A 25270-nucleotide genomic window follows, 5' to 3' on the forward strand; every position below is an offset into this window, starting at 1 on the left:
GCCATCACTCCATGCGAATCCGTTGGCCGGCCCAGCCACGGTCCTTGCCCGCCCCCTCGGGCCTTGCAGATCGCGACGGCGCACCTGGCGCCGCCGCGCTTGATGCGATAACGCCTTACCAGCCGAAACCGGCACCCACGCCGATCGAGCTGTCGTCGCCGCTGAGCGCGCCGCCCACGGTGACGGTGGCGCGCGGGCTGATCGCACGCTGGTAGCCCACCGACAACGCCGACTCGCCGTTCTGGAAACCGACGCCGGCACCGATGCGGTTCTGCGAGGCGATACCGGCCACGCTGGCGGACATGTTCAACATCGCCGAGCTCATCGCACCCTGACGGTCCAGGCGACGGTTCTGCCGGCGCAGGCGGTCTTCGATATCGCCCTGGTAGCTTTCGAAGCTGTCGGCCATCGCGTTGTAGCGGCTGTCGGTGTAGCTGTTGGCGGCGGCAACGCCGCTGTCCAACTGGCCCTTGTTGACCGCATCGGTGGCACGCGTACCGGCAGCCACGTTGGCCACCTGACGCTCACCGCCCACGCTGCCCACCGACACCGTGTTGGCACGATCGGCAACCGCGCCCTGACCCAGTGCCACCGCGCCTTGTGCCGTGGCACGTGCGCCCTGGCCGATCGCGGTGCCGGACGCGGCCGTCACCTGCGCGCCCTCACCCATCGCCACGGCATTGGTCGCCACCGCCGCGATCTGCGTGTTGGCGCCCACCGCCGTACTGCCATCGGCATTGACGCGCGCATTGCTGCCGATGGCGGTGTCGTTGGGGCCATGCGCATACGCGCTGCCGCCAATCGCCGTGCCGGTGATGTGGTTGGCCACTGCTGTCGTACCGACTGCCGTGGACGTGGCCGCCGGCGTGATGCTGCCGTCCATTGCGGCGGTGGGCGTGCCCTGCACAGAGGCCGTTACATCGCTCGCAGTGCTTGCGACATTGCTGGACACATCGCTGACCGCAGTTGCCGCCACTGCCGGCACCGTTGCGGTGCGCAGCGATGCGGTGCGTGCGGCGGTGCTGGCGGCAGTGCCGCCACTGCGTGCATCCAGCTCGCTGACCTTGCTGTCCAACGCCGTCAGTGCCGCACCGACGTTGTTGTAGCTGGCGCCCTGGATCACATAGGTCGGCGCCACGAACACGCCTTGCGCACCGATCGCCGCACCGCCGCCAAGGAAGCTGGCCGCATTGCTCAGCGACTGGAACAACTGGCCGCCATTGATCGCATCCGTGCTGGCACTGGCAATCGTGCCAGCGCCTACGTTGACGATACGGCGCGTGGCCGGGCCGCCGCGACCGTTGCCGCTGCCCACCGACACCGTATTGGCATCGTAGGTGCGCGAGCCCGAGCCCAGGGCCACCGAATCGGCACCGCTGGCACCGGCATTCGCACCCAATGCCACGGCATTGCTGCCGCTTTCGCGCACGAAGGAGTTGTAGCCCAGCGCAACGCCGTTTTCGCCGATGGAATTGGTCTGCCGGCCCATCGCGGTGCTGTTCACGCCGCTGGCGCTGCTGTCCACACCCATCGCGCTGGCGCCGGTGGCCGAGGCACGGCTGCCGGAGGCAACCGCCACGCTGCGTGCACCGCTGGCGGTGGCGCCGGCACCTGCCGCCGTGGCGCGATCGCCGGTGGCCGAGGCCACGCCGTCGCCGGTGGTTTTCAGCATGCCGCTGGTGGTCTGCACATCGGCCGCCAGGGCATCGAGTTGCCCCTTGTTGACCGCGTCGGTGGCCGCCTGGCCGTCGCTGACGTTGACGATGCGGCGCGTGGCCGGACCGCCGCGGCCATTGCCGCTACCGATCGACACCGTGTCGGCTTCGTAGGTGCGCGAGCCAGACCCCAATGCCACCGAATCGGCACCGGTCGCACCAGCATTGGCACCCAGTGCCACGCCGTTGACCGCGCTCTGGCGCACGAACGAGTTGTAGCCCACCGACACCGCATTTTCGCCGATGGCATTCACCTGACGACCGACGCCGGTGCTGTTGATGCCGGTGGCCGAGGCATCCACACCGACCACACTGGCACCGACTGCATCAGCGCGGCTGCCGCCACCCAACGCCAGGGTGTTGTCGGCAAGCGCCGCTGCGCTCTGGCCCAACGCGCTGGCATTGACGCCGTCGGCATAGGAATTCCAGCCGATGGCAGTGGTGTAGTCCGCCGTGGCCCAGGCACCGGCACCGAATGCCGCTGCGCCCGTGCCGGAGGCCCGTGCCGGGATGAACCCGAAGAACGTGCTGCCGCCGACGGCCACGCTCTCATCGCCAGTGGCTTCGCTGAATTCGCCAACGGCGACCGCGCTGGCACCGGAGGCCAACGCAACGGCACCGACGGCAGTGCTGTAATCGCTCGACGCGACCGCGCCATAGCCCAGTGCAGACGACAGGCGGCCGGTCGATTCGCTGTAGCCACCGAAGGCAGCGCTACCGACATTGGACGCGGTACTGCGGAAACCCGCAGCGATGGCCTGATTGTCGGACGCCACCGCTTCGCTGCCCAGTGCAGTGGTGTAGGTCGAAATCGCCTGCGCGCCGGCACCATTCGCCGTGGCGCCGATCTCGCTGGCCAACGCGTTACTGCCGACCGCACTGCTGTTTTCGCCCACCGCCTGGGCATTGTTACCCAGCGCTGCCGCGCCGGTGCCGCCAGCCAATGCGCCCACGCCTACGGCTGTGGCGTTGTCCACCACTGCCTGCGCACCCGCACCCAATGCGGTGGTGCCGGTACCGGTGGCATTGGCACCCTCGCCTGCCGCCAGCGCGTTTTCGCCCTCGACGTAGGCACCTGCATCGCTATCGGCGCTGCCGCTGGCCTGGAAGTATTTGCTCGTGGCTGCACCGGCTTCGGCAACGGCGTTGAGCTGATCCAGGTTCACCGCATCGGTGCCCTGCGTGCCGGCCGCCACGTTGGTGATCTGACGCTCGTTGCCGGCACTGCCCACCGACACCGCGAAGTCGCGATCGGCCACCGAGTCGGCGCCCAAGGCCACGCTGCTTTCGCCGGTGGACTCGGCGAAATTGCCCAGCGCCGTGCTGTTGAGACCCGGTGCCCATGCCGCGCCGCCCACTGCGGTGGAGTAATCGCCGGAGGCTTCGGTCGGCAACAGGCCGAGCAAGGCACCACCAACCGACACGCTGTTGTAGCCGCTGGCCACACTGCCCTGGCCCGCGGCGATGCTGTAGGCACCCGTGGCGGCGGCATCACCACCCACGGCCACCGTGTTCGAACCGCTGGCGGTGCTGAAGTTACCCAGCGCGGTGCTGTTGAAACCGCTGGCGCTGGAATATCCACCTAACGCGGTGGAGTAGTTGGACGTCGCCTCGGCACCGAAGCCGAACGCCGCGGCGCTGGTGCCGTTGGCAACGCTCTCCGCGCCGACGGCGGTGGCCGATTCGCCGCTGGCGCTGGCGAAATAGCCCATGGCAGTGGATTCGCTGCCCTGCGCTTGGCTCAGCGCACCGACCGCCAGCGAGCCATCGCCATACGCACCGGCGGCGGCACCAAGCGCGGTGCTCTGCGCACCGGCCGCTTCGCTTTCGCCACCCACGGCCACGGCATAGTCGCCGCTGGCCTGGCTGAAGGCGCCATTGGACACGCTGCCAAAGCCGCTGGCCGCTGCGTTGTAACCGGCCGCATCGGCGTATTGCGCGGTGGCGCTGGCGCCGCTGCCGATCGCCACCGCACCGATGGCGGTGGCCTGGCTACTGGACCCGAACGCGCTGCCGTAATCGCCATCGGCCGTGGCATTGGAGCCAGCGGCGGTCGCGTCTTCGCCCTGCGCATCGGCTGTGCCGGTGCCGGTGCCGGCGAACAGGCGCGCGGTGTTTTCAGCGGCGCCAGCCACGGCGTTGAGCTGGTCCAGGTTCACCGCATCGGTGCCCTCCGTGCCCGCAGCAACATTGGCAATCTGCCGCTCGGTGCCGGCTGCACCCACCGACACCGTGTTGGCGCGATCGGCGATCGAACCTGCACCCAGCGCGACACTGTTGTCGGCAGATGCCACCGCACCGCCGCCCAGGCTGACGCTGTGCGTACCGAATGCGCTGGCTTCCCAACCCAGTGCGATGCTTTCATCGCCGGTCGCCCTGGATTGGCCGCCGAGCGAAATGGCACGCGGACCAAATGCATTTGCGTAGGTGCCCACCGCAATCGATCCGGTATCGGCCGCAGCCGCATTCGCGCCCACTGCCGTGCTGTCGTCACCGTAGGCAAGACTTTCGGTACCGATGGCGGTGCCGCCGTCACCCCACGCCACACTGGCAAAACCCAGCGCGGTCGATGCAGTTCCATTGCCGATGCTTTCGTAGCCGATCGCCGTTGCACCACGCCCATTGGCGATGCTGGTGCCGCCCACGGCGGTGCTGAAATATCCCGATGCGTTGCTGTCGCCGCCGAGTGCGGTGGCGTAGTCATCGCCGGCACTGCTGTTGAAACCGACCGCAGTGGCATTGGCAATGCTGGCGTTGGCATTGCTGCCGACGGCCGTGGTGCCTAGCGCAGAGGCCTGACTGCTTGCACCGAGCGCAATGCTGTCATCGCCCGACGCGTTGCTGGCGCCGCCCAGCGCAACGGTGCGCTCGCCGAAGGCGCTGCTGTTTGCGCCGATCGCGGTGGATGCAGTGCCACCGGCCGCGGCATTGGCGCCGAAGGCCGCGCTATCGGCACCGAAGGCCACGCTTGCACCACCCACGGCGGTGCTGGTGTCGCCGAATGCCACGCTACCCGCACCCACTGCCGTGGAGTCTGCGCCATTGGCGATGCTCTCGTAGCCCAGCGCCGTCGCGCCGCTGGCGGTGGCCTGGCTTGCGCCGCCGACCGCGGTGCTGCCATCGCCAGAGGCACTGCTGTTGCCGCCAAGCGCCGTGGTGTTTTCCGCGACCGCGGTGCTGTTGAAGCCGACTGCCGTGGCGTTGTCGGTGGTGGCATTGGCGCCACTGCCAACGGCAGTTGCACCCTGCGCAGATGCCGCGCTGCTGGAACCCAGCGCGGTGCTGTAGTCGCTGTAGGCCGATGCATTGGAACCGGCCGCGACGCTGTCGACGCCTTGGGCAAGCGCAGCGCCCTCGCCGGTGGCGACGAACGAGCGCGCGGTGGTGGAGGCAACCTCGGACACTGCGGTGAGCTGGTCGAGATTCACCGCATCGGTGCCTTCGGTGCCGGCGGCGACGTTGGTGACCTGACGCTCATCGCCGGCTGCGCCCACCGACACGGTGTTGGCGCGCGTGGCGACCGAGTTGGCACCCAACGCAACCGAATTGGCGCCGCGGGCAGTGCTGTAATACCCCAGCGCCGTGCTCAGTTCGCCGCTGGCCCATGATTCCGGGCCCACGGCCGTTGCGCCTTCGCCGGGCGCATAGGCGAAGTAACCCACCGCGGTGGCTTCGGTGCCGGAGGCTTCGCTCAGCGTGCCGACCGCAGTGGTGTACGTGCCCGACGCAATCGCGCCGGCGCCGAGCGCGGTGGAGGCTTCGCCACTGGCCTGGGTCTGCACGAAGAAGCCCAGACCGGGGATGAGGTCCACCGGGCCGCCGACTGCAGTGCTGCTGGTGCCGCTGGCGCTGGTCTGGGTGCCAACCGCAGTGGCGTAATCGCCCCCCGCATTGGCGACCGCACCGAACGCAGATGCCTGCGCGCCTGCGGCGTATGCACCCACGCCGAACGACGAGGCCGCAAAGCCATCGGCATTGGCGCTGGCGCCGACTGCGGTTCCGCCGACGCCGGCACTGGTGGCGCCGGTGGTGACCGGCACGCCGCCTTTGGTGACCAACGGCTCGCCGTCTTCGTCCACTGCAGCGCCGCCCACGGCCACGCTCGCCGGACCATTGGCCTGTGCGTTGTGGCCGAATGCTGCGCTGTTCTGGCCCGAGGCCAGCGCATTGGCGCCGACCGCGGTGGCATTGGCGGCCACCGCATTGGCGCCGGTTCCCAGCGCGGTGGTCGCCGTGCCCACGGCATTGGCGGCATCGCCGGCGGCCAGCGCGCTGTCGCCTTCGACATAGGCGCCGACGCTGTCTTCGCCCGGGGTCGCCTTGAAGAATGTGGCCGTGTCTTCGGCCACATCGGCCACGTCGCGCAACTGCGCAACGTTGACCGCATCGGTGGCATTGACGCCGGCAGTGACGTTGGTGATGCGGCGCGTGGCCGGGCCACCGCGGCCATTGCCGCTGCCCACCGACACCACGTCGTCTTCGTGGGTGCGCGAGCCTGCGCCCAGCGCCACCGAATTTGCGCCGGTCACCCCCGCATTGGCGCCGAGCGCCACGCCGTTTTCGCCGCTTTGGCGCACGAAACTGTTGTAGCCGATGGCCACGGCGTTTTCGCCGATCGCATTGGTCTGGCGACCGATCGCGCTGCTGTTGACGCCACTGGCGCTGCTGTCGGCGCCGGTGGCCACGGCACCGGTGGCGCTGGCGTGGCTATTGGCGCCGATGGCGGTGGCCCTGCTGGCCGGCGCCGCTGCGCCGCGGCCCACTTCGACCGATTGCGCATTGGCAGGAAGCGGCGTTGCCAATCCGGCGCCACCTAGCGCCAGAGCGATGGCGGCCGCGAGTGCCAGGCTCTGACGGCGATCGATGAACGCGGCTGAGGCAACCGCTCCGGGGCTGTCGCCGCTGGCCAATTCCGAGGCTACGGCCCACACACCAAGCGATTTGTTCCAGACCTTGCGATAAATCCGATTCATCGACGCACGACTCCTGAGTTGTTGGACTGGTTTTTTGGCGAACGCCCAGCGGCGGAAGGCGTTCCAGCCTGCAATTCACCGCAGTTGTTCGCGCTATGGGCCTTGCGGCGGGCGGCTTGCGCCTGCTTCCTGGATAGTCAAAAAGTGAACGCTACCCAACCATAGAACTGAGCGGAGTGTTAACAGTCGTCATTTCAGGCGTCAAGTTTTTGACAGAAAGCGAAGAGAAGTGCGCGTTTGATCGCACTTATGCTTGCTTTTATTAGATTTTTGATAAATCTTTGGAAAACAGCGACCTAGATCATGTCCTTCGAGACATTTCGGAGCTGAATAGGCGGAACTGGAAAGGACAAAAAAGCCCGCTGGCCGGACGCCAGCGGGCTTGGTTGCGCAAAATGCAGGAGGTAGCGGGTCAGATCTGCGGCCAACTCGCCCCGCAGCCCGCATGCGCCGTCCATCGGCGCGCGGAGCAGCCGTGTTTCAGGCGTTCACCGCCAAGGAAATGACGATCCTGCCGAACCGACGACTGCGTGTCGGATCATTGGCGCGCCAGCAGGTTCACCGCGTCGAAACCGCTGCCTTCCAGCTTGAGGATGTAGGTGCCGGCACGCGGCGCGGTGAAGCGCACCGTCTGGCTGGTGCCGCGACGCGTGGACGCGCCGTCGTTGTCGGTGGCAGTGGGCTCGCGTCCGAATGCCACGTACAACTCCGCCTGGCCGCTGCCGCCGAAGCTGATGAAACTCAGCACCGCACCCGCCTGCGCTTGGAACGTGAACACGCCCGCATCGCCCGACAGATTGGAGATGCCGCTCTGGACCACGCCATTACGCAGTGGCTGCGCATCCACCTGGCACCCCACATCGCCCCGATCGCAGCGACGTAACGCGCGGGCAACCGCGGCTCCGGCATCCACGATGCCGGAGCCGGCCGGCGTTGCCACCGGAATCGACACCGGGAATGCGCGCGCAGTGCGCTTGAGCAAATTTTCCATCGCGGCCGGCGACAACGGCGGTTTGCCGTCGGCGATCAATGCGCTCTGCACCAATGCGGCGGTGCCGGCCACATGCGGCGATGCCATCGAGGTGCCTGCGAAGTCGCTGCCGCCATAGGTGAACTGCCCGGAGGTCGGCGTGGTTTTGCCGGTGTAGAGGGTTTGCCAAACGAAGCTGCGAATCGGGCCGTCGTTGGTGGCGAAGAACATCGAACTGCCACCCGGGCCGGCCAGATCGATCTGACGGCCGAAATTGCTGTAATCGGCGAGCGCACCGGTGGCGCGCGTGGCGGCAACGGCAATCACATTGGCGCAGTTGGCGGGAGCAGTCGTCGATACATCGGCAGTTGAATTACCCGCCGCCACCACCACGGTGGTGCCGCGCGCCACTGCACCATTGATCGCGGCCTGCATCGCCGAACCGCATGCGCCGCCACCGCCCAGGCTCAGGTTGATCACTTCGGCCGGATCGCGGTTGTCCGGTACGCCATCGACGTGACCGCCGGACGCCCAGACGATGGCATCGGAGATGTCGGAGAGTTGCCCGCCGCAGTGCCCGAGCACGCGCACCGGCAGCACTTTCGCCCTGTAGGCGACGCCTGCCCCGCCAATGCCGTTGTTGGTGGCTTCGGCAACCGTGCCGGCCACGTGCGTGCCGTGCCAGCTGCTGTCGCTGGCCACCGAGAACAGCCCGCAGTCGCCGTCTTCGGCAATCCAATCGCCGAGGTCCAGTGCGCCGGGCACACGCTCGGCCGTGGCGCGACGCGAGAAGAACGGATCGGTGATGAAGTCGTAGCCGGTGAGCAGATTGCCGGCCAGATCCGGGTGATCGGGCAGGATGCCGGTATCCAGTACCGCCACTACGACGCCTTCGCCCTGCGTTGTTTTCCAGGCTTGCGCGACGTCGATGCCACCCACCGGGTCGATGAGATGCCATTGATTGGTTTGCAGCAGCGGATCGTTCGGCAATGCGCCGCTGGTTTGCAGCGGATACATGCGCAGATCCACCTGCGCCGATTCGACGTCTGGGTCTGCGCTCAATTCCTGCACAAGACGGTCGGCATCGGCGCGACTGAGCTGGGCCGGCAATTTGATCAATTCGCCGCCCGCGGCAAGCGTGCGCAGATAGGTTGGCGCTGCGGTGGCACCGGTGCGTGCGGCAGGCGCAAGACGGACGGATGCGCGCGAAGCGGCCGCACCGACTGTCGCCGAGGCAGTGCGGCCGATATCGCGCGCGGTGCCGACCTGCCCGCTGCGGTAGCGGACGATGATTCTGTCGACCGGCGCATTGGCCATGGCCTGTTGGCGTTGGGCACTGGCCGCTGCCGCATCGGCGTTGGCGGCCAACGCTGTACTGCACGACGCAGCCAGGACACAGCAGGCAAGCACAAGGACCTGCGTAGAAGAGCTCTGGATCACGATGGGATTCCTTCGAGGTGAGTGCGAAAGGGCATGACGAAGAAAGCGCGCCGCCCGGCAATGGGCGGCGGGAATGCATGCAACCGCGTGGTCGTGCTGCGGCTACCAGCCGAAACCGGCACCCACGCCGATCGAGCTGTCGTCGCCGCTGAGTGCGCCGCCCACGGTGACGGTGGCGCGCGGGCTGATCGCACGCTGGTAGCCCACCGACAACGCCGACTCGCCGTTCTGGAAACCGACACCGGCACCGATGCGGTTCTGCGAGGCGATACCGGCCACGCTGGCGGACATGTTCAACATCGCCGAGCTCATCGCACCCTGACGGTCCAGGCGACGGTTCTGCCGGCGCAGGCGGTCTTCGATATCGCCCTGGTAGCTTTCGAAGCTGTCGGCCATCGCGTTGTAGCGGCTGTCGGTGTAGCTGTTGGCGGCGGCAACGCCGCTGTCCAACTGGCCCTTGTTGACCGCATCGGTGGCACGCGTACCGGCAGCCACGTTGGCCACCTGACGCTCACCGCCCACGCTGCCCACCGACACCGTGTTGGCACGATCGGCAACCGCGCCCTGACCCAGCGCCACCGCGCCTTGTGCCGTGGCACGTGCGCCCTGGCCGATCGCGGTGCCGGACGCGGCCGTCACCTGCGCGCCCTCACCCATCGCCACGGCATTGGTCGCCACCGCCGCGATCTGCGTGTTGGCGCCCACCGCCGTACTGCCATCGGCATTGACGCGCGCATTGCTGCCGATGGCGGTGTCGTTGGGGCCATGCGCATACGCGCTGCCGCCAATCGCCGTGCCGGTGATGTGGTTGGCCACTGCTGCCGTACCGACTGCCGTGGACGTGGCCGCCGGCGTGATGCTGCCGTCCATTGCGGCGGTGGGCGTGCCTTGGACCGCAGTGCTTGCGGAAAGCCCAATTGCAGTGGCCGTCGCTGCAGACGACAGGGCACTGTCGGCTGTTGCGTCGGTTGCCAGCGCTGCCGACTGCAAGCCATCGGCTGTTGCGTCAACCCCTGCAGTGCGCGCTGTTGCCAGGCGTGCGACAGATGCACGTGACGCAGCTGGTGCCGCGCCGCCTCGTGCATCCAGTTCGCTCACCTTGCTGTCCAACGCCGTCAGTGCCGCACCGACGTTGTTGTAGCTGGCGCCCTGGATCACATAGGTCGGCGCCACGAACACGCCTTGCGCACCGATCGCCGCACCGCCGCCAAGGAAGCTGGCCGCATTGCTCAGCGACTGGAACAACTGGCCGCCATTGATCGCATCCGTGCTGGCACTGGCAATCGTGCCAGCGCCTACGTTGACGATACGGCGCGTGGCCGGGCCGCCGCGACCGTTGCCGCTGCCCACCGACACCGTATTGGCATCGTAGGTGCGCGAGCCCGAGCCCAGGGCCACCGAATCGGCACCGCTGGCACCGGCATTCGCACCCAATGCCACGGCATTGCTGCCGCTTTCGCGCACGAAGGAGTTGTAGCCCAGCGCAACGCCGTTTTCGCCGATGGAATTGGTCTGCCGGCCCATCGCAGTGCTGTTCACGCCGCTGGCGCTGCTGTCCGCCCCCAGCGCGCTGGCACCGGTGGCCGCGGCACGGCTGCCGGAGGCAACCGCCACGCTGCGCTCGCCGGCAGCAACCGCAAGGCTACCCAACGCAGAACTGCTCTGGCCAACGCTGGAGGCATTGAAGCCCACCGCGGTGGCAGATGCGCCGAGTGCGCTGCTCGCGCCACCCAGCGCCATGGCGCCCTGCCCCTGCGCAGATGCCGCCGTGGCGTCCGTGGTGGCCGGCGTCACTGCCAGATAGCCATCGATGCGTGAGGTGGCGGCGCGCACCGTGTCGAGCTGGGCCACATTCACCGCATCGGTGGCTTCGGTACCGGCGGCAACGCTGGTGATCTGGCGCGTCAAGCCGGCTTGCACGTCGCCGACCGATACCGTGTTGCTGCGAAACGCATAGGAGTGCGCACCCAGCGCAACCGCGCTGGATGCCGAACGATTCCAGGCATCGTCGACCCAGGATCCCACCTTTGCGCCGTAACCGATCGCCACTGCGTCCACGCCGTTGGCCTGCGCGTCCGCGCCAACGACCGTGCTGTCACCATTGAACCGCGAGGTCGTGGCACGCGCGCCCAGCGCCACGCTATTTTCGTTGTAAGCGGTGCTGTCATGGCCGATCGAGATGCCGCCATCGCCCGACGCCAAGGCAAAGCCGCCCAACGACACGGTGCGTGGTGCGAACGAACCGGCGCTGTGCCCGATCGCCACCGCATCGGTATTGCCGGGCGCGTTCGGAAACACGTTGGAATCGTAGCCAATGGCAATCGCATAATCGGATTGGCTCTGCGCACCCGAGCCCAGCGCAATGCCGCCAAGACCGGTCGCCGCGGTAATCGAGCCGAAGTTGCTGACGCCGCCGACGACAACGCTCTGCGCTCCGCTGGCCAACGAGGTGTCGCCAACTGCGACGCTACTGGCTCCGTCGCTTCGCGCCCTGTAACCGAACGCGGTCGAGGTGTCTGCGCTGGCGCGCGAGGAATAACCGCCAGCAGTGGAAAGAAAGCCGCTGGCGCTGGAAAGCCCGCCCACGGCGGTGGCGCCGTCGCTGGAGGTCTGTGCGCGGTACCCCAGCGCCGTGCTCTGCACGCCACTGGCGCTGGCGCCGCTGCCGATGGCGCTGGCATACGGCGTGCCCGCTAGCGCACCACCGCCCACTGCTGTGGCGCCCACGCCTGACGCCTGCGTGGCCTGTTCGCGTTGGCCGACGACGAAGCCGTTGGCATCGTAATCGAACACGGTCGCAACGCCGCCGAGGGCAATCGACGATTCTCCCGCGGCCGCAGCGTTATGACCGATCGCGGTCGCGTCGCGGTCCAACGCCAGGCTTCCGCCGCCCAATGCCATGGTCCCATCGCCGAGCGCATTGCTCGCATTGCCCAGCGCCAGCGCATCCTCACCGTCCGCGAATGCCGGGATCTCTGCATCGGCGGCGGGTATCGCAGCCGCTTGCGTCGGGCTACCGTTCGATCCTGCAGTAGCGCTCTGAGCTACCGTGTCCGCCTCGCCCGGGCAATGTCGCCTGCCATCGATCGCCTGGCACTGCGTGATCGCTGCAGCCGGTGTGGTCGCGGCACCGGCCGCCCCGGCCATGCCGAGCAATACGATCGCCACTGCCGTGGCCAGCACTCCGCCGGCATGGTCGCGCGGCAGTCTCCCCTGCGTGTTTCCCACCGCGCAAGCACGCGGCACCGTTTGGTCGCGAGCACAAGACTCGCGACCAGCCTCCAGATAAATTCGCTTCATTAACGCCTGACTCCCCATTTTGGTCTGGTGTGTAAAAAACCGACCACCGCACGAACAGATCGCACGGTCCCCCTGAGGTTTTATAATCGCGCGCACTTGCTTCAGCGATGGAGTTTTCCACCGCAAAATGTTCGAAACAGTAAACAAGAAGATGCAGCGATCGAAAGATCGATAACGCCAGATGAATTTATTGAAAAACCCAATCCTCAGATGCGATTGCCGTCACACATAGCGCGCAATCGGTCATACGGAATAAATAACTAATACTTTTTTTAGTTATTTAAAGATTACCAAGTTCCGATTAATTATTTAGTCCCATTCGCTGCCACCGCGAAAATGAGTCTCGAAAAGAATTACGACGCGCACTTGGCTGATCGAGCGACCATCGCCATCGAGCCGCTCCGTCGCCTGATTCGAGCGCGCCACAAACGCTACCGGTCGCGTGCGCCCGATGCTGGCGAGGTCGGCAAACCCGCATGGCTATGCAACGGAGACCGGTCATCGCGTCGCGCGCATGTAGTGGTAGCGGCAGCACGCGACGAATCTGCAACCGATTTCGATTGCAGATTCAGCGCGCCGGCCTAAACGACAACGGCCGTGTGCATCGCTGCACACGGCCGTCGGGTCATGCGTCAGCGGCTGCCGATCAGCCGCACGGCATCAACCGCACCACACCCGCGCGTTGCGGAACATCCGCAGCCACGGCGAGTCGTCGCCCCAGTCGACCGGGTACCAGCTCAGGTTTGCGCTGCGTGGCGTGCGCTCCGGATGCGGCATCAGGATGGTGACGCGGCCGTCGCTGCTGGTCAGCCCGGTGATGCCGTCGGGGGAACCGTTCGGATTGAGCGGATACTGCGACGCCACCGCGCCGTCGCCATCGATGTAACGCAATGCCACGCGTGCGGCGGCCTGGTCCACGGCGCTATCGAACTCTGCGCGGCCTTCGCCATGCGCAACCGCCACCGGAATCCGCGAGCCGGCCATGCCGCGCAGGAAGATCGACGGCGACTCCACCACTTCCAGCAGCGCGGTGCGCGCTTCGAACTGCTCGCTGCGATTACGCAGGAAGCGCGGCCAATGCTCGGCACCGGGAATGATGTCCTTGAGCTGGCTGAGCATCTGGCATCCGTTGCACACGCCCAGCGCGAACGTATCGCTGCGTGCGAAGAACGCGGCGAACGCGTCGCGCAGCGCCGAGCGCTCCAGGATGGATGTCGCCCAGCCGCGGCCTGCACCCAGCACGTCGCCGTAGCTGAAACCGCCGCACGCCGCAAAGCCCACGAACGCGCTCAGGTCCACGCGGCCCTCGATCAGGTCGCTCATGTGCACGTCGTAGGGACGGAAACCGGCACGCTCGAAGTTGTAGGCCATTTCGATCTGCCCGTTGACGCCCTGCTCGCGCAGGATCGCCACCTTGGGCCGCGTGCCGGTGGCCACGAATGGCGCCGCGACATCGTCGGAAGGGTCGAACACCAGCTTCGGGCGCAGGCCTGACGCCTTGAAATCACGCGCCAGGGCGCGTTCTTCATCGGCGCTGTCCGGGTTGTCGCGCAGCTTCTGCATCGCATGGGTCACCGACCACCACGCATCGAACAGCTCTTCCCAGCGCCATTCGGCCAGCACGCGGCCCTGCCCGCTCACGCGGATGCGCGGCGTGCCGGTGGGGCGTGCAATGCGCTGCGCGCATTCGGTCAATGCGTGGCGCTCGACCAGGTCGGCGAACGCGGCGCGGTCTTCGCTGGCGATCTGCACCACTGCGCCCAATTCTTCGTTGAACAGGCTGCGGAACGCATCGTCGCCCCATGCATCCAGCGTGATATCCAGGCCCTGCCGCGACGCAAACGCCATCTCGCACAGCGCAGCAAACGCACCGCCATCGCTGCGATCGTGATACGCCAGCAACAGCCCGCTGTCGCGCGCGTCGCGAATCAATTCGAAGAAGCTGCGCAGCCGCTGCGCATCGTCCAGATCCGGCACCTCGCCGCCGAACGCCGGCAGCGCGGTGTCGTCGGCATACACCTGCGCCAGCACCGACCCGCCCAGCCGCTGCTTGCCGCCTCCCAGCCCGATCAACCACAACTCGCTCTCTTCACCGCTGCGCAGCAACGGCGTCAGCTGCGTGCGCACATCGCCAACCGGGGCGAACGCACTGATGATCAACGAGACCGGCGAAACGCTTTTCAGCGTTTCACCGGGAATAGGGAATGGAGAATCGGGAATGGTGGAAGCGGAGGGCTGAGGCGTTTCACCATTCCCGATTCCCGATTCCCGATTCCCGACCTGCCACTGCGCCTGCATCGACAGCGAATCCTTGCCCACCGGCACGCTCAGTTCGAGTGCCGGGCACAGCTCCATGCCGATCGCGCGCACGGCGTCGTACAGCAACGCGTCTTCGCCGCTATGGCCGGCGGCGGCCATCCAGTTGGCCGAGAGCTTGATGCTGTCCAGCGTCTGCACCGGTGCGGCGCACAGGTTGGTGATCGCTTCGCCCACGGCCATGCGCGCAGATGCGGCGGCATTCAACAGCGCCAGCGGCGTGCGCTCGCCGATCGACATCGCTTCGCCTTCGAAGGTATCGAAACCGGCCAGCGTGATCGCGCAATCGGCCAGCGGCAGCTGCCACGGACCGATCATCTGTTCGCGTGCGGTCAGACCGCCAACGCTGCGATCGCCGATGGTGACCAGAAAGCTCTTGGACGCCACGGTGGGATGCGCCAACACGCGCAGGCCCGCCTGCTGCAGGTCCAGCGACGCGGTCTGCAGCACCGGCCATTGCGGCGCACCCGGATGCGCCGCATCGCGATGCATCTTCGGCGCCTTGCCGAACAGCACGTCCATGGGCAGATCGATCGGGAGCTGGGAATCGCGAGTCGGGAATGGGGAATGGTGTGAAGCGGTGTCGGCAGCCACAAGCGTGCCGTTACGATTCCCGACTCCCGATTCCCGATTCCCGGCGTCCAGGACGCCATAGCCCACCACCAGCCGCTCCTCGGCCGTCGCCACGCCGACGGCGGCGAACGGGCAGCGTTCGCGGGCGCAGATGGCGGCGAATTCTTCAAGGCGCGCCTGCGGCACGCCGAGCACGTAGCGCTCCTGCGATTCGTTGCACCACAGTTCCAGCGGCGACAGCGACGGGTCGTCGGTGAGCACGCGGCCCAGGTCGATGATGCCGCCCACGCCCGAATCGTGCAGCAGCTCGGGGATGGCGTTGGACAAACCACCCGCGCCCACGTCGTGGAACCAGCGGATCGGGTTGTCCACGCCCAGCGCCACGCAGCGGTCGATGACCTCCTGGCAGCGACGTTCCATTTCCGGGTTTTCGCGTTGCACGCTGGCGAAATCCAGTGCCTCGGCGCTGTCGCCGGCCGCCACCGAACTGGCCGCACCGCCGCCCAGGCCGATCAGCATCGCCGGGCCGCCGAGCACGATCACCGCATCGCCCGGCTGCAGGCGCAGCTTTTCCACCTGGTTGCGGTCGATCGCGCCCAGGCCACCGGCCAGCATGATCGGCTTGTCGTAGGCGCGGGTCAGGCCCGGGCCTTCGGCAAGCTCGAAGCTGCGGAAATAGCCGAGCAGGTTCGGCCGGCCGAATTCGTTGTTGAACGCTGCGCCGCCGAGAGGGCCGTCGAGCATGATGTCCAGCGCCGGCGCCATGCGCGGGTTCAGCGCGCGCGGCGCTTCCCAGGGCTGCGGCAGGGTCGGAATGCGCAGGTGCGAGACCGAAAACCCGGTCAGGCCGGCCTTGGGCTTGCCGCCGCGCCCAGTGGCGCCTTCGTCGCGAATTTCGCCGCCCGCACCGGTGGCCGCGCCGGGGAACGGTGCGATCGCGGTCGGGTGGTTATGCGTTTCCACCTTGATCGCAAACGCCGACGGCAGCACCGCTTCGCTGCGGTATTGGCCGGTGGCCGGATCCGGGCGATAGCGCGCAGCCGGCACGCCTTCCACCACCGCCGCGTTGTCGCTGTAGGCCGACAAGGTGTGCTGCGGGGTCTGCTGGTGGGTGTGCTTGATCATGCGGAACAGCGAGCGCTCCTGCGGCTTGCCGTCGATGGTCCAGGTGGCATTGAAGATCTTGTGCCGGCAATGCTCGGAGTTGGCCTGGGCGAACATCATCAGCTCGACGTCGGCCGGGTCGCGGCCCAGCGCGCCGAAACGTTCGCGCAGGTAGTCGATCTCGTCCTGCGCCAGGGCCAGGCCCAGGTCGCGGTTGGCCTGCTCCAGCCCATCCAGCGGCACGCGCCGCAGCTGGCCCGGGTCGGGCACGTTGAACAGCGCTTCGGCAGCGGCGGCCGAACCGAGCAGCGATTGCGTCATCGGGTCGTGCAGCAACTTGGCCACGGCGGCCTGGGCGGACGCGTCGTCCGGCCAGCCGGCCAGATCGATGCGGGTGCCGCGCTCCACGCGCTGGATCGGCTGCCCAGCCCCGCGCACCAGTTCGGTGGCCTTGCTCGACCACGGCGACAAGGTGCCCAGGCGCGGCACCACGTAGCGCGAGGAGGCATCGGCATCGCGCTCGGCGGGCGCGGCGTTGGCCTGCAGGATCCGCTGCAAGGTGGCCTGGTCGGGCGATTGCCCGGCCTCGGGACGGATGAAGTACACGTGCCAGGCGCCAGTGATACGCAGCGCGGGAACGAGGGTTTGCAGGCGGGTTTCGAGCCGAGCGCGGCGGAACGGCGAAAGGGCGGAAGCGCCCTCGAGGACCATCATGTCCGGGGAACCGTGTCAGAAACGGGGCTGCAGATTGTAACGGAGCTGATGAATCGACGCCGGACTGCGCGTGCGATGGCGGGACTCGGGAATGGGAATCGTCAGGCGGGACCCTTGTCGCCGCCCCATGCGCGCACGTTGCACCGGCCAGCATGAAGGACGCGACTAGAGCGTGTTATGGACGTTGAGGCGCGTGTGAAGCGTTCCGTGGCGCGTCGAGACAAGCCGTGCGCTGCGGGCCCAGGCTGGCCGCCTGGGCAAGGCGCGCAACGCGGTATCGGCGCGCCACAGGGCGCCCCCGGAGGGTTGGCCGTCAGCGGCACGAAGCGCACGCCGAGCCGGCGCCACGCAGGACCCGCGCCGCACCGCTGGCAGCCAACGCATTTCATCTCAACGTGCATGACACGCTCTAGATGGCGGCTAACCCCCAGAAACAGCAAAGGCCCGGATGCAGTCGGACCCGGGCCTTGTCGTTGCGCAGACGATCAACGCAACGGCGCTATCGGCGACGCGCCACGATGATCAGAGCCGAGACGGCCTCAGCGGCTGCCGCCCGCCGTGCTCACGGCACGCTTTTCCAGCGCCTCACGCAACTGGGCTGGCGGCAGGTAGCCACCGAGCTGGGTGCCGTCGGGGGCGAAGATCGCCGGCGTTCCGTTGACGCCCAGGCGCTGGCCCAGGTTGTATTCCATCGACACCGGGTTCTTGCAGTCCTTGGAGGCGACCGGCTGACCCGACTTGGCGGCCGTGAGCGCCTGCTTGCGATCGGCAGCGCACCACACCGCAATCATTTCCTTATGGTCCTGGCTGCCCAGGCCCATGCGCGGGAACGCCAGGTATTCCACCGCGATGCCCTGCTTGTTGAGCTCGCCGATCTCGCTATGCAACTTACGGCAGTAACCGCACTCCACATCGGTGAAGACGGTGACGGTGTACTTCGGGTTGGCCGGCGCGAACACGATGCGGTCGGCCTTGGGCACGGTGTCCAGCTGCTTGCGGCGGTAGGCCAGCAAGCCCGGGCTGGCGGCGAACTGCTTGTTCTGGATGTCGAACGGCTGCGCCTGGATCAGGTAACGACCGTCGTCGCTGACGTACAGCACCTGCCCGCCGACGACCACTTCGCGAAAGCCGGGGAACGGCGCAGCGCCGATGTAATCGGGTTTGAAATCCGGGTCCAGCGCCTTGAGCGCCGTGCTCACGCGCTGGTCCACGGTGCCGGTGCCGGTGGCGGCGGGCGCAGCGGCTGGCTTGGCGCCGGCAGTGCTTGCCGCAGGCTGCGAGGATTGTGCGCAGGCGGTAAGGCTGATCGCGCCCAGCAGCGCGGCGATGGCAAGACGATACATTCACGCATCCAGATGGAATGAGGTGCCGGGATTCTCGCACAGCGCAGATGAAGCCTGGCCGCGGCCGCGACAGTTTGTGAGCGCTGCAGGCACCCCGTTGCTGCACCTGTTGGACAGACGCAGTGCAGAGCGTGGTCTGCCGCGTCTGGCGATGGGCTCGGCGTTTTCGCCGTCGCAAGGCCCCCTGAAGGTGCCCCCCAAGCGTCGTCCCCCGCTCTCTTTGTTTCCTGGAGTACAGCGCCGCATGGCGCCCGGCGCTGCCCGTCAGCACGAGGTATGACAACGAGGAGGCCACACCGGCCGGCGCCACCCTGACCGGCAGGGCCGCCACGGCCGCCGAGCGGGTCTGGCGAGGTACCAACAACGTCAGCTGGCGGTGTTGGTGCGGCCGCGGGCAGGCGATTGGCCTGGTCGCAGCTCTACCGCAACCGCGACCGGCGCGTCGCCAGCGCGCACGCCCATGGCGAGGCGCCGCGCGGACTAACCACGCGGATGATGACTGGCGTGCAGTTTCTGCAGATGCTGGCGCGCCACCAGCGTATAGATCTGGGTGGTCGACAACGAGCTGTGGCCCAGCAGCATCTGCAACGCGCGCAGATCGGCGCCGTGGTTGAGCAGATGGGTGGCAAAGCTGTGGCGCAGCCCGTGCGGGCTGACCGTGGCCGGGTCGATGCCGGCCACCGCTGCGTAGCGTTTGACCAGCGCCCAGAATTGTTGACGACTGAGCGGTTGGCGGGAGACATCGATGAACAACGGCACCTGCCCGTCCACCGCTGCCACCGGCTTGTTCGCGGCCAGCAGCGGGCGCGCCTCGCGCAGGTAACGCTCCAACCAATGCTGGGATTCCTCGCCCAGCGGCACCAGCCGGTCCTTGCTGCCCTTGCCGGTCACCCGCAACACGCCCTGGCGCAGGTTCACCCCCACTGCCGGCAGGTTGACCAGCTCGCTCACACGCAGGCCCGCGGCGTACATCAGTTCCAGCATGGCGCGATCGCGCAGGCCCGCAGGTGTGTCAAGGTCCGGCGCAGCCAGCAGGGCCTCGATCTGACTTTCGGTCAAGGCCTTTGGCAGCGAGCGTGGCAGGTGCGGCGGGTCGATCAAGGCGGTGGGGTCGTCGCTGCGCGCGCCATCGCGCAGGCACAGTCCGTAGAACGCACGCAAGGTCGACAACAGCCGCGCCGTGCTGCGCGGAGAATAATTCGCCCGGGTGCGCCAGCGCAGATAGTCGAACAGGGCGGCACGGTCGATGCCCAGCAAGCCGCCACCAGCGCCATCGCGCCAACGCGCCAGCCCTTCCAGATCGCGCCGATAACTCTCCAGGGTCTGCCGCGCCACGCCCTGCTCGGCCCAGAACCGGTCGAGAAACCGTTCGATGACGCTGGCATCAGCCGGCTGCACCGGCGGCAGGTGGCGGGCTAGTTGGCGGCGTTCGGCGGGGCTGCTGGCAGACATCGCCACAGCATAAAACGCGGCGCGCGTTTTGAGAGCGGACGCAGTGCGGGTTGCCGGTAGGTGCCTTGCCTGCGCGCGCGGGCTAGGACCTGTGCGCGTCATTGTTATGCGTGATCAGCACGCGTCGTCCGCAGGCGGGCAGGCAATCCGGATCGCGACGCCAGAGCTGCCATGGCCGGTAGGTCCCCGGCATGGGCATGCGCCCAATTGAACATGCCGCGTCTGCGCATCAGCCTTCGCGCCAGGATGCGATTGATCGCAGTTCGATGTATCGCGTGCGTCAGCGCGTGCAGGCACCAGAGCGCGGCTACTGCAGCGCGGCGTTGCGCAGTGCTGGGCGACCGTTATGCTCGCGCCATGACCTCAATTCCTTCGCCTCGCGTTGCACGCGCGCCTGCCCTGGTGGGCTGGCGGCTGCTGGCGTTGTGCTACGACGCCTGGCCGGTGCTGGCGCTGTCGATGCTGATCTCCACCGTCTTCACGCTGGGCTTTACGCTCGCCGGGCACCCCGCGCGCGAAAACATCGCGCCTTTCAGCGGCTGGCAATGGCTGTTGTGGCTGTGCTGCTGGATCGCCGCAGGCATCTACGCCACCGTGAGCTGGCGGCGCGGCGGGCAGACGCTGGGCATGCGCCCCTGGCGGCTGCGCTTGATCGACCCACAGGTGTCCTGGCGTGCGCTGTGGATCCGCTATGCCGTCGGCAGCTTGTCGCTGGCGCTGGGCGGACTGGGATTCTGGTGGGCGTGGCTGGATCGCGACCGGCTAACCTGGCATGACCGTGCGAGTAAGACGCGGCTGGAGCGTATTGCCAGGAAATTGCAGTAATCGGGCCGGCAGTCCACAACTTTCCTATCGAAGCTCCCGCATCTTCGATGCATGCGACTGCACCTGGAATGCTCTAGGGCTAGCGGCAGCGACCAAACCGGGCTGCGGCTTATTTGGCACCCAAGAAGGCGCGCGCAATCAACCACTGAAATGCATGCCCAAACGCATACAGCACCGCTAAAAATGGCGGAACCAACAACGCATAACTTGCCGTCCAACGCATGTTGGTCAACCAGGCATCCGCGTGGAGGGCGTTCAGTGCGATCAGCTGAGGCGTCAACGGCAATTGCAGCAGAACGAAGTGGCCCTTGGGATCGCCCTGAGCGCTGAGCGCACCCCACACGCAAAAAGCAGTTGCCGCCAGGTATAGCAGGCAGAGCGCCACACCCACCACGCTCACCCGCCGCATGCGCTCAGCTACTACGCCTGCGGAACAACCACGCCGACACACCCAGCATCACCATGGGCGGCAGCGCATAGGCAATGCGGTAATCGAGCTTGAGGGCGCCGGCCATGCGGCCGAAGAACAGCTGCAGCAGCCAGAAACCCAGCGCAAACAGAATGCCCAGGAACAGGCGCTTGCCCAAGCCACCGCTGCGCAGCGAGCCGAACGAGAACGGGATTGCCGCCATGCACAGCGCCAGCACGTTTAGCGGATAGAACCACCGGCTCCAGTACTGATCCTCGTAATCGCGCGCGTCCAATCCATTGCGGCGACGGTATTCGATGCTCTGCTCCAGATCGTGCGCGGAGAGATTGCGCGGCTTGGCCAGGCCAGCGGCCAGCGCAGCAGGATTCAGTTGCGATTGCCACGGCAATTCGGGAAAGGTTTCGCGCTGCACCGAGCGTTCCTGGAAGGTGTCGCGACGGACCTGACGCAGGGTCCAACGGCCGTCGCGGTGTTCGGCCACCGAGGCGTAGGTCAATTGCTGCATCCTGCCACTGGAATCAAGGTGGTAGAGCCGCACATCGTGCAGATCCAGTGCGGTGCCACCGCCATCGAGCAGCTTCTCTTCACCACTCAAGGCGTTGAGGAAGGTGTCGCCCTCTCGCGCCCACAGCCCGGCGTAGCGCGAAGACGCCATATCGCTGTTGTAGCGGGCACTGGCCTTGAGCGTGTCGGCCTGGTTCTGTGCCCATGGCCCGATGGTTTCACCACTGATCACCATGCTGGCGGTCAGCAGCGCCATCGCTGCGACGACCGAGGCGGACATGCGTTTGCGCGACACACCCAGCGCGCGCAGCGCCGTCAGCTCGGAGGTGGCGGCCAACTGGCCCAGTCCCATCAGCGCGCCAATCACCGCGGCCGTCGGGAACAAGGTATAGGCCCGGCGCGGCACGGTGTAGGCCACGTAAGCCACCGCGTGCCCGAAGGTGTAGCTGCCCTGCCCGATGTTCTTGGCTTCGCTGGCTAAGGCGTTGACCAGATCCAGCCCCAGCAGCACCGCCCAGGTCAGCAGCACGGTAAACAGCACCACCCGACCGACATACCAATCGTGGACCCGCGGCGTCAGCCTCATGCGCGCGCCCTCGGCCGACGCACGCGGCCGTCGCGCGCATACGCCCATACCGCCACGGCCAGCAGCGGCAGCGTCAACCACCATAGGCCCAGCGCCGCCGGGGTCTTGCCGTTGGCGATCCACTGGGTGCCGACGATCATCAGATTGGTGCCCACCATGTAGGCCAGAAACGCCAGCATGATCCGGCCATAACGCTGTTGCCGCGGTGCGCTGCGCGACAGCGGCAAGGTGAGCAAGGCGAACGCCAGTGCCAGCAATGGCGGCGCCAGGCGCTCATGCAGCTGGGCGCGCGCGGCAGGGCGTTCGTCCGACAGCAGTTGGGTGGTCCACATCACTTCCGGGTCGTTGGCATCGTGCACGCGGGTGCGGTCGGGCAAGGCGATATCGCTGCTGGCGAACTTCATCAATCGGTAGTCCAGGGTCGCGCCGCTCGCCGGACCTTCCGTGCGGTAGCCATCGTCCAGGCGCAGGTAACGGTCGGTTTTGCCTTCGAAGAACATCGCGCCGCGGTCGGCGGTGACCACATCGATGCGATCGTTCTGCTGGCGCTGCATGAAGACCTTGCCCAGGCCCTTGCCGTCGGCAGAGATCGTCTGCAGGTACACCACCCCACCACCGGACAGCGGCGTGAACTGGCCCGACTCCAGGCCGGCCATCAGCACGCTGCGATTGGCGTCCTCCAGCATCGCCTTGGCGGTGCGGCTCGCCCAGGGGCCCAGCCACAGCGAGCACAACCCGATGACCACCACCACCGGCACCACCAGCATCAGCATCGGCCGCAGCATGCGCCTGGGACCCACGCCAATGGCGGTAATGACGGCCATTTCTGAATCGCGGTACAGCCGCGCCAGTGCCAGTAGCAGGCCCAGCATCAAGGCCAGCGGCAGGATGATGGGCAGATACGCCACGAATTGCAGCCCCACCTGCGACAGCAGCAAGCGCGCCGGGATGCGGCCGTCGGCGATATTGCCGAGGATATCCACCAGCACGCCGCCGACGCTGACGACCAGCAGCACGATCAAGGTGGCCAGGAAGCTCTGGGTGAAATCGCTGAGCAGGTATCGATCGAGCTTCGGCATGGGGTGGGCTTGTTTTAAACTCTCGGATTCGTTCGCGGCGCCGCCAGCCTAGTCCGGTTGGCGTAAACAGCCCGCGATTGTACGGATTTGCCTACGGAATCTGATCAATGGCCCTGCAATTCACCCTGAACCAAGACGCGCCGGCAAGCGCTGCCGTCGACTGCATCGTGGTTGGCGTGTTCGCCGACAAGACCCTTTCGCCCGCTGCCCAGGCGCTGGACAGCGCCAGCCAGGGCCGTTTGACGGCCTTGGTCGCGCGCGGCGACGTGGCCAGCAAGACCGGCAGCACCACACTGCTGCACGACCTGCCCGGCGTCACCGCGCCGCGCGTGCTGGTGGTCGGCCTGGGCGAAGCCGGCAAGTTCGGCGTGGCGCCTTACCTCAAGGCCGTCGGCGATGCGACCCGGGCGCTGAAGACCGGCGCGGTCGGCACCGCCCTGCTCACCCTGACCGAACTCACCGTCAAGGCCCGCGATGCAGCCTGGAACATCCGCCAGGCGGTGACCGTCAGCGACCACGCGGCCTATCGCTACACCGCCACGCTGGGCAAGAAGAAGGTGGATGAAACCGGCTTGACCACCCTGGCGATTGCCGGCGACGACGCCCGCGCGCTCGCCGTGGGCGTGGCCACCGCCGAAGGCGTGGAATTCGCCCGCGAGCTGGGCAACCTGCCGCCGAACTACTGCACCCCGGCCTACCTGGCCGACACCGCGGCCGCGTTTGCCGGCAAGTTCCGCGGCGCCGAGGCCGAGATCCTGGACGAGGCGCAGATGGAAGCGCTCGGCATGGGTTCGCTGTTGTCGGTGGCACGTGGCTCGGCCAACCGCCCGCGCCTGATCGTGCTGAAGTGGAATGGCGGCGGCGACGCGCGCCCCTACGTGCTGGTCGGCAAGGGCATCACCTTCGACACCGGTGGCGTCAACCTCAAGACGCAGGGCGGCATCGAGGAAATGAAGTACGACATGTGCGGTGGCGCCAACGTCATCGGCACCTTCGTGGCCACGGTCAAGGCCGAGCTGCCGATCAATCTGGTGGTGGTGGTGCCGGCGGTCGAGAACGCCATCGACGGCAACGCCTACCGCCCCTCCGACGTGATCACCAGCATGTCCGGCAAGACCATCGAAGTCGGCAATACCGACGCCGAAGGCCGCCTGATCCTGTGCGATGCGCTGACCTACGCCGAACGCTTCAACCCCGAGGCACTGGTGGACGTGGCCACGCTGACCGGCGCCTGCATGGTGGCGCTGGGCCACCAGACCGCCGGCCTGATGAGCAAGCACGACGACCTGGCTAACGAATTGCTGGCCGCCGGCGAGCACGTGTTCGACCGCGCCTGGCGCCTGCCGCTGTGGGACGAATATCAGGGGCTGCTGGATTCCACCTTCGCCGATGTCTACAACATCGGCGGCCGCTGGGGTGGTGCCATCACCGCCGGTTGCTTCCTGTCGCGCTTCACCGAAAACCAGCGCTGGGCGCATCTGGACATCGCTGGCGTCGCCAGCGACGAAGGCAAGCGCGGCATGGCCACCGGCCGCCCGGTGGGCCTGCTGACGCAGTGGTTGCTGGACCGCGCCGCCTGATGTCGCCGCGCGCTGCACTGGCCCTGATCGCCGGATTCGTGCTGGCGGACGGGGTCACCAGCACGCTGCCCAACTGGAACGGGCTTGCCAGCGACCTGGTGCGGTTTGCGCTGTTGCTGGCGCTGATTTTCGTCTGGCTGGCGGCCGACAGCCGCCAGTACGGCGTTCGCCGCCCCATGTGGCTCAACATCGGGATGGTGCTGGCCTGGCTGGTATTCATCCCCATCTATCTGTATCGCGCGCGGCCTGCCGGTCGGCGCTTACGGGCGATGGGCGGGTTCGTGCTGGTGATCCTGGCGTCCGGCCTGCTGTTCACGCTCGGCAGCATCATTGCCGAATCCGTTTTTCCTTCCGTTTCGTGATCTG

At 67.2% G+C, this 25270-nt stretch carries 12 protein-coding genes; 3 read left to right on the forward strand and 9 right to left on the reverse strand.

Going from position 1 to position 25270, the window contains the following annotated elements:
• Nucleotides 1–115 precede the first annotated feature (115 nt).
• The 6 genes from AMD14_RS18330 to xerD all read right to left on the reverse strand — a co-directional run bounded on the left by AMD14_RS18330 (nt 116) and on the right by xerD (nt 19900).
• Nucleotides 116–6688, reverse strand: a complete 6573-nt coding sequence (locus AMD14_RS18330) for an ESPR-type extended signal peptide-containing protein (protein ID WP_011052350.1) — start codon at nt 6686–6688, stop codon at nt 116–118.
• 538 nt (nt 6689–7226) lie between these two features.
• A complete protein-coding gene (locus tag AMD14_RS18335; protein ID WP_040148448.1) occupies nt 7227–9098 on the reverse strand; it encodes a S8 family peptidase in 1872 nt (623 codons plus the stop codon).
• A gap of 102 nt (nt 9099–9200) precedes the next feature.
• Complete coding sequence (locus tag AMD14_RS18340) at nt 9201–12398, reverse strand: YadA-like family protein (RefSeq protein WP_040107670.1); 3198 nt, start codon at nt 12396–12398, stop codon at nt 9201–9203.
• A gap of 660 nt (nt 12399–13058) precedes the next feature.
• Nucleotides 13059–17105 (reverse strand): phosphoribosylformylglycinamidine synthase, encoded by a 4047-nt coding sequence (purL, locus tag AMD14_RS18350; protein WP_011052353.1) that lies wholly within the window; start codon nt 17103–17105, stop codon nt 13059–13061.
• Nucleotides 17106–17644: 539 nt separating this feature from the next.
• A complete protein-coding gene (locus AMD14_RS18355; protein ID WP_011052354.1) occupies nt 17645–18448 on the reverse strand; it encodes a DsbC family protein in 804 nt (267 codons plus the stop codon).
• Between the two features lie 480 nt (nt 18449–18928).
• On the reverse strand, nt 18929–19900 hold the full coding sequence (xerD, locus tag AMD14_RS18360; RefSeq protein ID WP_003490213.1) for a site-specific tyrosine recombinase XerD: 972 nt from the start codon (nt 19898–19900) through the stop codon (nt 18929–18931).
• A 357-nt stretch (nt 19901–20257) separates the two neighbouring features.
• On the opposite strand from xerD, the gene AMD14_RS18365 reads away from it, so the two are divergent.
• The gene (locus tag AMD14_RS18365) at nt 20258–20725 is read left to right on the forward strand and encodes an RDD family protein (RefSeq protein WP_005913488.1); all 468 of its coding nucleotides are present in this window, start codon (nt 20258–20260) and stop codon (nt 20723–20725) included.
• Between the two features lie 109 nt (nt 20726–20834).
• Here AMD14_RS18365 and AMD14_RS18370 read toward each other — a convergent pair whose 3' ends face one another.
• From AMD14_RS18370 to lptF, 3 genes are read right to left on the reverse strand one after another with little or no spacing between them, the layout of a single operon-like run.
• Nucleotides 20835–21134: a hypothetical protein gene (locus tag AMD14_RS18370; protein ID WP_005920760.1), complete on the reverse strand. Its 300-nt coding sequence runs from the start codon at nt 21132–21134 to the stop codon at nt 20835–20837.
• Nucleotides 21135–21138: 4 nt separating this feature from the next.
• Complete coding sequence (gene lptG / locus AMD14_RS18375; RefSeq protein WP_171843864.1) at nt 21139–22293, reverse strand: LPS export ABC transporter permease LptG; 1155 nt, start codon at nt 22291–22293, stop codon at nt 21139–21141.
• Nucleotides 22242–23324 (reverse strand): LPS export ABC transporter permease LptF, encoded by a 1083-nt coding sequence (gene lptF / locus AMD14_RS18380; RefSeq protein WP_011052356.1) that lies wholly within the window; start codon nt 23322–23324, stop codon nt 22242–22244. The genes lptG and lptF overlap by 52 nt, the downstream gene beginning before the upstream one ends.
• A 107-nt stretch (nt 23325–23431) precedes the next feature.
• Here lptF and AMD14_RS18385 point away from each other — a divergent pair, with 107 nt between their 5' ends.
• Together AMD14_RS18385 and AMD14_RS18390 are read left to right on the forward strand one after the other, a co-directional pair.
• Nucleotides 23432–24904, forward strand: a complete 1473-nt coding sequence (locus AMD14_RS18385; RefSeq protein WP_003490206.1) for a leucyl aminopeptidase — start codon at nt 23432–23434, stop codon at nt 24902–24904.
• Nucleotides 24904–25266, forward strand: a complete 363-nt coding sequence (locus AMD14_RS18390) for a hypothetical protein (RefSeq protein WP_003490204.1) — start codon at nt 24904–24906, stop codon at nt 25264–25266. The genes AMD14_RS18385 and AMD14_RS18390 overlap by 1 nt, the downstream gene beginning before the upstream one ends.
• The last annotated feature ends 4 nt before the right edge of the window (nt 25267–25270 follow it).

Source organism: Xanthomonas citri pv. citri, from assembly GCF_000961215.1.
In the GTDB taxonomy this organism is placed as follows: Bacteria; Pseudomonadota; Gammaproteobacteria; order Xanthomonadales; family Xanthomonadaceae; genus Xanthomonas; species Xanthomonas cissicola.

Coding starts and splice junctions, on each gene's coding strand:
- AMD14_RS18330 (WP_011052350.1), bottom strand. CDS start 6,688: ATGAATCGGATTTATCGCAAGGTCTGGAACAAATCGCTTGGTGTGTGG.
- AMD14_RS18340 (WP_040107670.1), bottom strand. CDS start 12,398: ATGAAGCGAATTTATCTGGAGGCTGGTCGCGAGTCTTGTGCTCGCGAC.
- AMD14_RS18365 (WP_005913488.1), top strand. CDS start 20,258: ATGACCTCAATTCCTTCGCCTCGCGTTGCACGCGCGCCTGCCCTGGTG.
- AMD14_RS18370 (WP_005920760.1), bottom strand. CDS start 21,134: ATGCGGCGGGTGAGCGTGGTGGGTGTGGCGCTCTGCCTGCTATACCTG.
- AMD14_RS18355 (WP_011052354.1), bottom strand. CDS start 18,448: ATGTATCGTCTTGCCATCGCCGCGCTGCTGGGCGCGATCAGCCTTACC.
- lptF (WP_011052356.1), bottom strand. CDS start 23,324: ATGCCGAAGCTCGATCGATACCTGCTCAGCGATTTCACCCAGAGCTTC.
- lptG (WP_171843864.1), bottom strand. CDS start 22,293: ATGGGCGTATGCGCGCGACGGCCGCGTGCGTCGGCCGAGGGCGCGCGC.
- AMD14_RS18385 (WP_003490206.1), top strand. CDS start 23,432: ATGGCCCTGCAATTCACCCTGAACCAAGACGCGCCGGCAAGCGCTGCC.
- AMD14_RS18390 (WP_003490204.1), top strand. CDS start 24,904: ATGTCGCCGCGCGCTGCACTGGCCCTGATCGCCGGATTCGTGCTGGCG.
- purL (WP_011052353.1), bottom strand. CDS start 17,105: ATGATGGTCCTCGAGGGCGCTTCCGCCCTTTCGCCGTTCCGCCGCGCT.
- xerD (WP_003490213.1), bottom strand. CDS start 19,900: ATGTCTGCCAGCAGCCCCGCCGAACGCCGCCAACTAGCCCGCCACCTG.